At 72.6% G+C, this 12,392-nt stretch carries 12 protein-coding genes; 3 read left to right on the top strand and 9 right to left on the bottom strand.

From position 1 onward, the window contains the following. Positions 1–199: 199 nt before the first annotated feature. The 4 genes from IE185_RS29655 to IE185_RS29640 form a co-directional block, all read right to left on the bottom strand. Positions 200–982 (bottom strand): GntR family transcriptional regulator, encoded by a 783-nt coding sequence (locus IE185_RS29655; protein ID WP_189716374.1) that lies wholly within the window; start codon positions 980–982, stop codon positions 200–202. A gap of 51 nt (positions 983–1,033) precedes the next feature. After that, positions 1,034–2,254: a low temperature requirement protein A gene (locus tag IE185_RS29650; protein ID WP_229843764.1), complete on the bottom strand. Its 1,221-nt coding sequence runs from the start codon at positions 2,252–2,254 to the stop codon at positions 1,034–1,036. A gap of 6 nt (positions 2,255–2,260) precedes the next feature. Further along, positions 2,261–3,319 carry a hypothetical protein gene (locus IE185_RS29645; RefSeq protein ID WP_189716372.1) on the bottom strand — a complete coding sequence of 353 codons (1,059 nt, stop codon included), beginning with the start codon at positions 3,317–3,319 and terminating at the stop codon, positions 2,261–2,263. Positions 3,320–3,410: 91 nt separating this feature from the next. Next, positions 3,411–4,652: an ROK family transcriptional regulator gene (locus IE185_RS29640; protein ID WP_189716370.1), complete on the bottom strand. Its 1,242-nt coding sequence runs from the start codon at positions 4,650–4,652 to the stop codon at positions 3,411–3,413. Between the two features lie 56 nt (positions 4,653–4,708). Here IE185_RS29640 and IE185_RS29635 point away from each other — a divergent pair, with 56 nt between their 5' ends. Continuing rightward, the gene (locus IE185_RS29635; protein ID WP_138899439.1) at positions 4,709–5,800 is read left to right on the top strand and encodes a Gfo/Idh/MocA family oxidoreductase; all 1,092 of its coding nucleotides are present in this window, start codon (positions 4,709–4,711) and stop codon (positions 5,798–5,800) included. Further along, on the top strand, positions 5,797–6,294 hold the full coding sequence (locus IE185_RS29630) for a heme-degrading domain-containing protein (protein WP_189716368.1): 498 nt from the start codon (positions 5,797–5,799) through the stop codon (positions 6,292–6,294). The genes IE185_RS29635 and IE185_RS29630 overlap by 4 nt, the downstream gene beginning before the upstream one ends. 206 nt (positions 6,295–6,500) lie before the next feature. Here IE185_RS29630 and IE185_RS29625 read toward each other — a convergent pair whose 3' ends face one another. The 5 genes from IE185_RS29625 to IE185_RS29605 form a co-directional block, all read right to left on the bottom strand. Then, positions 6,501–7,364, bottom strand: a complete 864-nt coding sequence (locus IE185_RS29625) for a fumarylacetoacetate hydrolase family protein (RefSeq protein ID WP_138898628.1) — start codon at positions 7,362–7,364, stop codon at positions 6,501–6,503. Positions 7,365–7,486: 122 nt separating this feature from the next. After that, positions 7,487–8,254: a YidC/Oxa1 family membrane protein insertase gene (locus IE185_RS29620; protein WP_138898627.1), complete on the bottom strand. Its 768-nt coding sequence runs from the start codon at positions 8,252–8,254 to the stop codon at positions 7,487–7,489. 196 nt (positions 8,255–8,450) lie between these two features. Then, entirely contained in the window at positions 8,451–8,765 is a 315-nt protein-coding gene (locus IE185_RS29615; RefSeq protein ID WP_138898626.1) for a DUF6412 domain-containing protein, read from the bottom strand. A gap of 299 nt (positions 8,766–9,064) precedes the next feature. Continuing rightward, a complete protein-coding gene (locus IE185_RS29610; protein WP_138898625.1) occupies positions 9,065–9,685 on the bottom strand; it encodes a hypothetical protein in 621 nt (206 codons plus the stop codon). Positions 9,686–9,839: 154 nt separating this feature from the next. Next, entirely contained in the window at positions 9,840–10,688 is an 849-nt protein-coding gene (locus IE185_RS29605; protein ID WP_373303775.1) for a class E sortase, read from the bottom strand. Between the two features lie 237 nt (positions 10,689–10,925). Between IE185_RS29605 and IE185_RS29600 the strand changes: the two genes are divergently transcribed. After that, on the top strand, positions 10,926–11,942 hold the full coding sequence (locus tag IE185_RS29600) for an SEC-C domain-containing protein (protein WP_138899441.1): 1,017 nt from the start codon (positions 10,926–10,928) through the stop codon (positions 11,940–11,942). Positions 11,943–12,392: the final 450 nt, after the last annotated feature.

Raw genomic sequence — 12,392 nt, 5'->3', positions numbered from 1 at the left:
GGTGTCCCACTCGGATCCACCCGGCAACGCGACGGTGAACAGGCCCCCAAGGATGGCCTAGACCCGTTATTCTTCTGTTACCCCCCAGCCCGTCCCGCGCTTGAGGACCGGGATCCGGGACAGCACCCCGGTTCGGGCAGGGCGGGTCGGGGAAAGCCCGCGCAGCGGCACCCCGCCCGCGACCGCAGGGCCCGCCGCCCTATCCCCGCTCCCCCAACCGCACCGTGAAGCTGAACCGGTCCCCCCGGAACAGCGTCCGGACGCGCTCCAGCGGGCGCCCGCGCACGTCCCGCGACAGCCTGTGGATCAGGAGCATGGGAAGCGCCGGCGGCGTACCGACCAGGAGTGCCTCGCGCGGCGTCGCCAGGACCGTCTCGATGCGCTCGTCGGCGTCGCCGAAGGACACCCCGACCTGATCGTGCAGGTAGGAGTAGAAGGACGAATCCGGCTCGAAGTCGACGTCCAGCCGCGGCACGCGGGACACGGCGACGTACGTGCTCTCCAGCCCCACCCGCTCGTCGTCCGCGAGCAGCACCCGCTCCAGGTGCCAGACCGGATCCCCCGCTTCCACCCCCACATCGGCCGCGAGGGCCACAGGGCACGGGAAGCGGTCGAGCCCGATGAGGTGACGCCCGGGCCGCCGGTTCTGGCGGCGTACGCCCTCCGTGTAGCTCGCCAGCGCGAGGGGCTGTTCGAGCTTCGGTCCGGCCACGACCGTGCCGCGCCCCTGCCGGCGAAGACGGCCCTCCAGGAGCAGCTCGCGCAGCGCCTGCCGCACGGTTTCGCGCGAGACCTCGTACCGTACGGCGAGATCCCGCTCGGTCGGCAGCAGCCCGCCCTCCCCCAACTCACCGATCAGCGCGGCGATATGGGCTTTGACGGCGTAGTACTTGGGAACGCGGCCGTGCTCCGGGACGCCGGAGCGGATCGGCGCCCCCGGGTCCTGGTCGTGCGCGTACGGGTAGTCCTTCGGGTAGTCCACGCCCTGGATGGTCGCAGACGATGTTGAACGCCCGGCCAACCCGCCGCCCGCTCAGCCCGTCGCCCGCCCGGCCGGCTCCCCCGTGCCGCCCCGGACGGCGAGGTACACCCCCACGGCCACCGTGCCCGCCGCGATCAGCCCGGTCAGCGGTACGGCCCAGTGCCCGGCGAAACTGGCGGGCAGGACCAGCAGCCCGCCCACCAGCAGGACCAGGTTCTGGGCGGCGCCCCGCTTGAAGTGGCGGGCGTGCACCAGCCACACCGTGATCATGAAGAGCGCGGTGGGCACCGTGACGGCGAGGGAGGCCGCGAGCGTGGAGATGTGCGCGTGGTGGGTCGCCTGCTCGACCGCCACCTCGATGCCCGCGCCGATCGCCGCGGCGGATCCGAAGATCAGGTAGTGGCCGTACCCCCAGAAGAACGCCTGCCGGTTCGAGTGGAGGTACTCGTGGATCGGCACGGCGAAGTAGATCCAGAACGCGGCGAAGACGATGACCAAACCGCCCGCCGCGATCGGCAGCAGCTCGTCCAGCGCCGCCGACTCGTCGAGGGCCGACTGCACGGCCACGGTGGCGGCGGCGATGGTCTCGCCGAGCACGATGATGGTGAACAGGCCGTAGCGTTCCGCGATGTGGTGGGGGTGCCAGCTGGTCTCGTGGCGGCTCTCGGCGAAGACAGGAACGGCCAGCTCGGCGGCGGCCAGCGGCACGAACCCCCACACCCAGGCCCCGTCCGGCAGCAACAGCAGTACCACCCAGCCCAACTGCACCACCACCAGCCCGGCGGCGAAACGCAGGGCTGCCGCACGTGCGGCTCCCGTCTCGTTGTGCGCGGCCCTCAGCCACTGGAGCGTGAGCGCCACCCGCATGATCAGGTAGCCCAGGACCGCGACGCCGTAGTCGGCCTGGTCGAAGGCGCGCGGGACTCCGGCGGCGAGGACGAGCACGCCCGAGATCTGCACCAGCGTGGCGATGCGGTACGGGACGTCGTCGCAGTCGTAGGCGGACGCGAACCAGGTGAAGTTGACCCACGCCCAGTAGATGGCGAAGAAGACGAAGAGGTACCCGGTGACCCCGTGCCCCGGGTCGCCCTCGGCCACCGCGTGCACCAGCCGCCCTCCGGCCTGTGCGACGGCCACGACGAAGCACAGGTCGAAGAACAGCTCCAGCGGCGTCGCCGCCCGGTGTTCCTCGTCGCGGCGCCGGGCCGCCATCCGCACCAGCGGTACGACGGCCCGGCCGTGCCCGGCGCCGGTGGGGGTGCGGTCAGCCATCGGCGCTCATCGGCCGCGACGCCCCTTCCCGGGCGTCGGCGTCTTCCCGCGCGTCGGCGTCGCGTACCGGCGCCGGGACAGGGCCACCAGCACCCCGCCGCCGAGGAGCAGCGCGCCGGCGGTGGCCCCGAGCGCCAGGAGCGGCCCGGGGGCACGGCCCGTCATGGCGAGGGAGTGGGGGCGCTCGCGGATGCGCGGCGTACCGTCGTCGCCGATGCGGGGCCCGAGCGTGGCGTCGGGTTCGGGGTCGCGCCCGGGGTCGCGGGACCGGCCGGGGTCGGGGTCGGCCTCGGCTTCGCGGTCGGGGTCGGCCTCGGCTTCGCGGTCGGGGTCGGCGTCCGGTTCGCGGCCCGTGATGGTGAAGCGGTAGTCCTTCGACGCGCCGACCCACTCGCCGTCGGCGGGCTGCCGCTGCACGACGGCGGCGGTGACGACGGCGCGGCCGGGGGCGGCGCCGGCGGCGAAACCGAGCCGTACCTTGACGGTGACGGTGCGGTCGGCGCCGACGGTGAAGCCGGGGACGCCGCCGTCGAAGACGCCGATGTGCTCGTCCTCGTCGGTGGTCTCGATCGGTACGTCGGTCCACCGCCCGGCGCTGTCCTCGAAGGCCAGCTCCACCTGGCCGGGTTCGAGTTGTCGCCGCCCGTCCATGAGGACGACGACGGGGTGGATGTTGCGGCAGCTCCTGCCCGTCGTGTTGGTCAGCTCCAGCGACCATTCAGCGGCCGCGCCACCCGCTCGGTAGGAGTCGGGGCCGCCGCGCAGGCGGGTGGTGATGGGGAAGTCGGGGGAGGCGGGGTCGCCACAGGTGGGTCGCAGGTGCGGAGCGGCGGCGCGCAGGGGTTCGGCGTACTCCGCGGGCCCCTCGTCGGCACGTACGCCTACCGGTTCCTCGTCGGCGCGTACGCCGGCCGGTTCCTCGTCGGCGCGTACGCCGGAACCGGCGCCGAAGGCGGCGCGGTGGGCGGCGCCCGCGTCAGCGGGGGCGAGGGAGGCGGCGGCGGCCGCCGGGGAAGCGAGCGAGGCTGCCGCAACTCCGAGGGCGAGGGCATCGCGCAGTCGCATGAGGAGCCTTTGCAGGTCGGGTCACCCGGTCAGTCGCCAGTGACCCTTCCACCGCCGCGCGACGGACCCCCGGAGGCCACGCCCAATACGTTCATATGACTGCAGGGAATCCCCCCAATGGCCCACCGCTCCCTCCAGCCGCCCCGTCCGCCCCGCTCGCCCCCTCTGCCGCGCCCGCTCCACTCGCCGCGCCGGGGAACGCGATGTCCGCGTGCCCGAAGACCGGCGCGAGGACGAGCTGCGCCGCCCCGTCGGCGACGGCGCGCCCGTCGCCGGCCACGGCGGCCACCGGCACGGCGGGCCCACTGCCCTCACGCCGGGCGCGGTCCGCCAGTACCGCCTCCACGCCTCGTACGAACACCTCCTCGTCCGCGGCGACGACGCGGCCGCCGAGCAGCACCCGGTCGATGTCGAGCAGCCCGACCAGATTCGCGGCCCCGGTCCCGAGCACCCGCGCGGCCTCCGCCAGGTCACCACCGGCGACGGCGGCCAGGCACAGCGCCTCGACGCAGCCGCGACCGCCGCAGGAGCAGGGCGGCCCGTCCAGTTGCAGCGTCTGGTGCCCGAACTCGCCCGCCCCGGTGCGCGCCCCGCGATAGAGCGCCCCGCCGAGTACGAGCCCGGACCCCAGGCCCGTACCGAGGTGAAGGTACGCGAAGGACCCGCCGCCGGGGCGGGCGCGCAGCGCGAGCCCGAGCGCGGCGGCGTTCGTGTCCTTGTCCACCACCACGGGCAGCCCGAGCCGCTCGCTCAGCACGTCCCGCAGCGCGAACCCGTCCCACTGCGGGAACCCGGTGACGCGGTGCAGCACCCCGCGGCCGTGGTCGAGCGGCCCGGGCGCGGCCACCCCCACCCCGAGCAGCGTCAGGCCGCGCTCGGGTCCCGGCGTGGTGGGCCCGTCCGGCCCGGGCGGGGGAAGGACGAGCGCGGCGACCGCGCGGGTCGCCGCCTCCAGCACCACTTCCGCGTCCGCCCCCAGGTCGAGCGGCGCCCTGCGCACGGCGACCGTCGTGCCCGCCAGGTCCACCAGGACCCCGGTCAGCTCGTCGCGGTCCAGGTGCAGCCCGACGGCGTACCCGGCGTCGGGCACCAGCCGCAGCACCGTTCGGGGTTTGCCGCCCGTCGACGGGCGGCGGCCTGCCTCAGCCGCCAGGCCCTCCGCACGCAGCCGGGCGGTGATCTTGCTGACGGCCTGCGGGGTGAGGCCGGTGCCCTCGGCGAGTTCGAGGCGGCTGATGCCGGCCTCGCCCGCCGTGCGCAGCAGGTCGAGGACCAGCGCCGCGTTGTGGCTGCGCAGCGTCGGCAGGTTCGCGCCCGTATAGCTCCTGTTCACGGACCCATTGTCCACTGCGCTTGCACTTTGGCAACAGCGTTGTTTAAGTGGGTGTCATGACTGGCACCGACACCCGCGCCCCCTTGCGCGTCGGACTCGTGGGCTACGGCCTCGCGGGCTCCGTCTTCCACGCCCCGCTCATCGCCTCGACCGAGGACCTCGCCCTCGACACGGTCGTCACCTCCAACCCGGAGCGGCAGGAGCAGGCCCGCAGCGAGCACCCCGGCGTCCGCGTCGCGGCCTCGGCCGACGAGCTGTGGGCGCGCGCGGAGGAACTCGACCTGATCGTCGTCGCGTCTCCCAACAACACGCACGTACCGCTCGCCACCGCCGCCCTCGAGGCGGGCCTGCCGGTCGTCGTGGACAAGCCGGTGGCCGGCACGGCCGCCGAGGCGCGTGACCTGGCGGCGCTCGCGGAGAAGCGCGGCCTGGTGCTGTCCGTCTTCCAGAACCGCCGCTGGGACAACGACTTCCTCACCCTCCAGCAGCTGATCGCCTCCGGCGAGCTGGGCGACGTACAGCGCTTCGAGTCGCGCTTCGAGCGGTGGCGCCCGCAGATCAAGGGCGGCTGGCGCGAGTCGGGCGACCCGGCCCAGATCGGCGGACTGCTGTACGACCTGGGCAGCCACGTCGTCGACCAGGCGCTGGTGCTCTTCGGCCCGGCGGTGCGGGTGTACGCCGAGTCCGATGTGCGCCGGCCCGGCGCGGAGGCGGACGACGACACGTTCATCGCGATCACGCATGCGAACGGTGTGCGCTCCCACCTGTACGTGAGCGCCACGACCGCGCAGCTCGGCCCGCGCTTTCGCGTGCTCGGCTCGCGGGCGGGCTATGTGAAGTACGGGCTCGACCCGCAGGAGGGCGCGCTGCGCGAGGGCAAGCGGCCGACGGCGGACGGGAGCTGGGGCGAGGAGCCGGAGTCGGCGTGGGGCCGCGTCGGTGCGGGCGAGTCCCCGGCGACGGGTGGCGGCAGCCCCGTCCCGACGCTGCCGGGCGACTACCCGGCGTACTACGCGGCCGTCGCCGCCGCCGTACGCGCGGGCACCGCTCCGCCGGTCACCGCCGCACAGGCGGCCGCCGCGCTCGACGTACTGGAGGCGGCGCGCCGGTCGGCGCGCGAGGGCGTGACGGTGGAGGTGCGGCGATGACGTCGACAGGCCCCACGCCTCCCACCCCGCCCACGCCGGCCGAACTCCTCGCCGAGCTGGCCGCCCAGGAGGACCGGCTGGTCCTCCCCCGCTTCACCCACGAGGACGCGTGGACTCTCGGCAGCCTCCTGGTGAGGCTCGCCCGGGAGCGCGAGGCGCCGGTGGCGATCGACATCCGGCGCGGGACGCAGCAGCTCTTCCACTGCGCCCTGCCGGGGTCGAGCGCGGACAACGACGCGTGGATCGACCGCAAGCGCCGGGTCGTGGAGCGGTACGCGGAGAGCTCGTACCGGGTCGGCACCCGCTTTCGCGCCAAGGGCACGACGTTCGAGGACTCGTCCCGCCTGGACCCGGACGTGTACGCGGCGCACGGCGGATCGTTCCCGATCGCGGTGGAGGGCGCGGGCGTGATCGGCGCGGTCACGGTCTCGGGCCTCCCCCAGGCGGACGACCACGCATTGGTGGTGGAGGCGCTGGAGCAGTTCAGGCGCTGAGAGCCGGGCGCGGGGTCAGGGCCTGAAGGCCGGGCGCGGGGTCAGGCGCTGAGGGCCGGGGCGATCGGTCCGGCGCGCCGGCCTGGCGGTCGGCCAGCCCCCGGGCCGGCCGGCCAGGCCAACCAGCCAGCCAGCCGGCGGCGAGCCTCACCGTCGCCGAACCATCACGGCCCCCTCCCCCTCCCGTGATGAGGGTCGGCCGAAGGCTAGGCGTCCTTCAGCTCCTGGCGCTGGCGGCCCAGCCCCTCCACCTCGAGTTCCACCACATCCCCGGACCGCAGGTACGGCTTCGGCTCCGTCTGTCCCATGGCCACACCCGCCGGCGTACCCGTGTTGATCACATCACCCGGATACAGCGTCATGAACTGGCTGACGTACCGGACCACTTCTCCCACCGCGAAGATCTGGTCGGCGGTGGTCCCGTTCTGCTTCAGCTCGCCGTTCACCCACAGCTTCAGGCCCAGGGCCTGCGGGTCCGGTATCTCGTCCGCCGTCACGAGCCACGGGCCCAGCGGGTTGAACGTCTCGCAGTTCTTGCCCTTGTCCCACGTGCCGCCGCGCTCGATCTGCCACTCGCGTTCGGAGACGTCGTGCGCGACCGCGTATCCGGCGACGTGCGCGAGGCCGTCCTCGGCCGAGTCCAGGTAGCGCGCGGTCCGCCCGATGACGACAGCCAGCTCGACTTCCCAGTCGGTCTTGGTGCTGCCGCGCGGTACGAGAACCGTGTCGTCGGGGCCGACGACCGTGTCCGGAGCCTTGAAGAAGATGATCGGCTCGGGGGGTATCGCCGCACCCGTCTCGGCCGCGTGGTCGTGGTAGTTCAGGCCGATGCACACGATCTTGCCGATACGACCCAACGGCGGCCCGACCCGCAGCGTCCCCGCCGCGTCGTCGATCACCGGCAGCTCGCCGCCCGCCGCAGCCTCGCGAACCCGGCCGAGAGCCGCATCGTCGGCGAGCAGGTCGCCGTCGATGTCGGTGACGAGACCGGACAGATCCCGCAGCGTCCCGTCCTGGTCGAGCAGCGCCGGACGTTCGGCACCCGCCGTTCCCACACGCAGCAGCTTCATGGTCAGTCTCCTCTGGTCGAGAGTCGCGTTCGGCCCCGGCCGATGGGTGCGGCCATCGGAGGATTGGCTGATCCTCCAAGCTGCACGTCCAGTCCGCAAGACCCCGTTCACGGACTGGACCCTTACCGAGCAGTAGCCACAGCGCTCCCACCAGCCGGAACGTCCCGGTACAGCCATGCACGTTCGACCGCGCTCCAGGTCGTACTGGTGACCACGTACAGCGCGGCGGCCAGCGGCACCACGGCCACCGTGATCAGCGTCGCGAAGGACATCAGCGGCATCACCTTGGCCATCGCACCCATCGCTCCGGCACCCGGCAGCTCCACCCCGTCCGGCCCCGTGACCGGCATGCCGGGAGACGCCGCCATCTGCTGCTTGGTGCGCCGGTATGTGAACGTGGCCACCGCGGCCACGATCGCGAACAGCGCCACATACAGCAGCCCCTGCGCCCCGAAGACCCCGCCGTCCGCCAGCGCGTCGGTCCAGCGGTCACCGAGCGGGCTGGCGAAGAGGGTGTGGCCGAGCAGTTCGTTCGGTTCGCCTCCGATCTGTGTGCTGGAGAAGAGGTGGTACATCAGGAAGAACGCCGGCAGCTGGAACAGGCTGGGCAGGCAGCCCGACAGCGGCGAGACCTGCTCCTTGGTGTGCAGCTCCAAGATCGCCTTCTGGAGGCGCTCCGGGTTCTTGCCGTGCTTCTTGCGCAGCTCGGCTATCTGCGGCGCGAGCTTGGTGCGGGCCTTCTGGCCGCGGGCCGTGGCCCGCGACAGGGGATGGATGGCGAGTCGTACGCATGCGGTGAACAGGACGATCGCGGCGGCTGCGGCCGAGGCGTGGAAGAACGGTTCGAGCAGTTCCGCGAGGCGTGCGACCAGATTGGCGAATACGGACATGGTGAGCCCTCCGGGGGTCTCGTCGTGCCGGGAGAGAAGACAGATCGGCATGACGACCCACGCGAGGCAGGCAGGTGGCTACGCGAGCGGGCGAGTGGACGGGTACGCGCGCCGATCCGGTCGCACCAGGGGCGCGAGCACGGCAGGCCGTACTACGTATCCACGCGGCACGCGCCCAATGAAGCGGCGCGTGTCCCTACGCGGGGGTCGTCGAAAGACGACGCCCCGGCGCACGCGGCCTGGTCCGCCCCCGCGCGTCCGGATCGCGCTGGGGCAGGAACGCGGTGCGTATCTCCCGGTCCCGTATCGCCGTACGGACCCGCGTGCGCGGCACGGCGGGAACGGAGCGGGCGGCGAGGAGCACGCAGACGGTGAGGGCTGAGCCGGCCGCCGCGGTGGCGGCGAGCGCGACGGCGGCGGAGAAGCTGCCGTTCTCCATGAGGAGGACTTCGGTCAACAGGAAGAGGACGAGACCGACCGTGCGCAGCAGTCGCGCGGAGCAACTGATCATGATCCCTCCCTCTCCCTGTCCAGCATCCAACCGGCGTTCGACCGGTGTCCGACTCTTCTCACGATGCTAAGGCCCGGCACTGACAACGCCCCCGCCGGTGCCACCCCGGGCAAGCCGGAACGAACAACCAACCCCGGCACCAAGCACCCGGCACCCGGCACCCGGCACCTCAGCATCGGGCCGCGGGCCAAGGTCGCGTCACGGGCCCGTAAGGACAGACGCACAAGACGGCCCCCAAGTTCCCACCGGGCGTCACCGTCCGCGTCTCACCTCCCACCACCGAGGTGCCGCGCGTGCGGTCAATCGACCACGAAGACGACCGCGCCCACAGCGGCGAACTTCCAGATGGCGTCACCGTCGTCGGCGCGCACGCGGATCCCACCGGTCTGCACATCCGCCGCAGGCTCCGGCGACGAGCCGTCGACGGCGTTGGAGAAGGCGATGGAGACCCCGGACTTCGTGGAGAAGTAGACGATGTTCTCGATCTTCACCCCGTCGGACCCTGTTGCTGCCTGCCGCCGGAAGGAGACCAGGTGAGAGCCCTTTTCGGGGTTCACCGTTCCGGGCCAGACAGTGAACGAGCGGCGCGAGGTGTCACCGGCCTCCACCAGCCAGACCCGCTTCTGCCCGAGCGAGTAGACGATGCGCGTCCCCTCGCCCGAGTTCGCCGGGACTTCGGCCCGGGGCGGCTTGCGCGGCGGGGTCGACGGGCGTGCCTGCGGCGACGGGGTCGCGGCGGGCCGCGACGCGAAGGGCGCTTCGCCGGGCGGCACCGACCGGTCGGCCTGGACCCCCAGTACGACGACAGCCGCGAGGGCCGCCACGGTCAGTGCGGCAACCCAGGCCCACGAAGGCAGCCGGCGGACGTGCACGCGCGCGATCTCCTCAACTCTCGTGCCGAAAGAGGGCAATGCGACCATTGCCGGCACGAGCCCGGCCCTACCCAGAACGTCCGATCATCGTACTCCCGCCAGGCACGTTCCCCACAGGTCACACAGGCCGCACGCACCACACAGGTCACACGGGTCACACAGGGGGACAGGGGACACACAGCCAGCAGGGCACGCGCAAGAACTACCGGGGCCGCATCGCCGCCAGCTTCCCCCACACGACCAGCCTGTACGTGGACGTGAACTCGGGCGTGCACGTCGTCAGCGTCAGGTAGTACCCGGGCTCCCGGTACCCGGCCCCCGCCCGGACATCGCTCCTCGGCACCTTCGCGATCACCCCGCTGTCGCGCGCGGAAGTCTGCGCGAGCCCCTTGTCGACGACGTACGTGAAGACCGCCTCCCGCGTCTCGACCCTCACCTCGTCCCCGGCGCGCAGCCGGTTGATGTGGCGGAACGGTTCACCGTGCGTGTTGCGGTGCCCCGCGAGCGCAAAGTTCCCGGCCCCGCCGGGCTGCGCGGTGTGCGGGTAGTGGCCGACGTACCCCTTGTCGAGCACCCCGCCCTTGCTCACGCCCCGCGCGACGGGCGCCGTGACACCGAGGCGCGGGATGCGGAGGATGGCGTACGCCTGGTCCCACCGGGGAGGCGACGGCGTACGGCCGGTGGCGCGCGGCGACGGCCGGTCACCACCACCCCCACCGGGCCCGGCTGCCTCCCCCGCCCCACCGCCGGCCCCCGCCTCCGCCTCGTCGGGCACCTCCTGAGGCGGCATCGACGGCATCGAGGGCGCGACGGCCGGCTCGCCTCCCGCGCCGCCCGCCCACTCCCGCTCCAGCGCCCGGACCTTCCGTTCGGCGCCGTCGCGGGCCTGCTGGTTGGTCCACCACAGCTGGTGTACGACGAGGAGCAACACGACGACGCCGAACGTCACCGCGGCCTCCGCGCCCACCCACAGCCCGCGCGCGGCCACCGCGCGCCCCCGGGCGGCGCCCTGCACCACCACCGGATTCCGCCGCCGCTTCCGCTCCCGCACGGCGCGCACGATAGGGGCTGCCCCGCCAAGTCTCCAGACCCGTACCGGAGGGACGTACACCACACTCCGAGGGACCGTCCGCAGGCCGCACGCCGACGAGACCGGCCGGACAAGCCCGTTCCGGCCACCGCGCGGCCTCGCCGCACACCGCGCCAGGCCGGAATCCCGGCCGCGCTTCGGTCCTCATGGCTCCGAGCCCCTCTCGCCCGCACCCCGTACAGCAGTACGGTGTGGACCATGCGCCCCGACACGCCTGCCGATCACGCCGATCACACCGCCGAAGCCGAGCGCCTGCTGCGTACCGCGGCCCAGTACCCCGAGGACCAGGAACCGCTGTACCTCCAGGCCGCCGCCCATCTGGAACTGTCCGGCGACCGCGCCCGCGCGGCGACGCTGTACGACCACCTCCTGGCGAAGACCCCTGACAACCCGCCACTGGTGAAGGCCCTCAAGGCCGCCAACCTGTGGGAGTACGGCCATGAGGCGGAGGCCCGCGCGATCATCGACGGCATCCGCGCCGCGGCCCCGCGCGAGGCGGCTCCGTGGGAGATCATCGCGGAAGCCCTGGAATCCCACGACGAACTCCACGCGGCCCACGACGCGTTCACGACCGCGCTGAACCTCCTCATCGACCCGTCGGAGGAGATCCCGTACACGGCGCACTCGCTGCTGACCGGCCGCCACCGCGTACGCCGCATGCTGGGCCTGCCGCACGACGAGTGGGACGCCACGGCGGACGCGGTGAACGCCGGCCCGATCGCCCTGGACGAGCTGCACGACCCGAAGCGGCTGTGGTCGCTGGGGTCGGAGAACCCGGTGGAGCTCCGGGCCGAGATCGCCCGCCTGCGCGCCGAGCTGGGCACGTACCGCACGGCGCTCTCACGCCCGTTCCCGGTGGCGATGCTGCACTGGCCGGAGGAGGAGCTGCGCGAACTGGTGACGGCGTACCCGGCGCTGACGACGGACTACCCGACGTACGAGGCGCACCTGAACGCGATCGAGTCGGCCCTGCGGGACCTGTCGTCGACGGGCACCCGGAACCTGGGCATCGTGCGCGGCACGGTCCCGTCGTACGAGGCGTTCGCCGCATCGGAATCCGTGTCCCCCGCCGACCCGGACCTCCTCCCCCAGTACGCCACCACCCTGGCAGCACGAGGCCGAGCCACCACCTGGCCCCCGGCCCGCAACGCCCCGTGCTGGTGCGGCTCGAACACCCCATACCGCACCTGCCACGGGACCCCGGACCTCGTATAAGCCCGCTTTACTAATCATCTGCACGTGATGCAGCACCGAACGGCTCGCGTCGGCAGCCCAGCAGTGCTGGCGGGCGAGGGGGTGCAGAGCCAACGTGCTGCACCGGCGGTGGGCCTGGCCAGAGAAGCGTCGACGTGATCGAATCAGGTTCCAGAAATCAGGTCATGGGCTTTCCGCCGGCATTACTACAGAAGACAGATCAGTAGCCCCTTGTCAGTGGCACCTGCTACTTCGCAAGGTGTCAACTTACCGGAGGCCACAGCGTGACCGAAGCCAGCAGCGCATCACAGCCAGTCCCTGGAATCTACGAGCAGTTGGTCACGCAGCGACTCACTCAACGGCTCCAGAATCTCGAAGTCAGCGGCTTACACTCGATCGACGGAGAGGTCGGGCTAAGCGTTGTCCCGTAAATGATCTACGACGTGTTCGCTGACCTGCTCGTTCCTTCGT

This window comes from Streptomyces chryseus, assembly GCF_014650755.1.
In the GTDB taxonomy this organism is placed as follows: domain Bacteria; phylum Actinomycetota; class Actinomycetes; order Streptomycetales; family Streptomycetaceae; genus Streptomyces; species Streptomyces chryseus.
The sequence above is the reverse complement of the archived record's forward strand: the minus strand, read 5'-3'. Positions and strand labels throughout refer to the sequence as shown.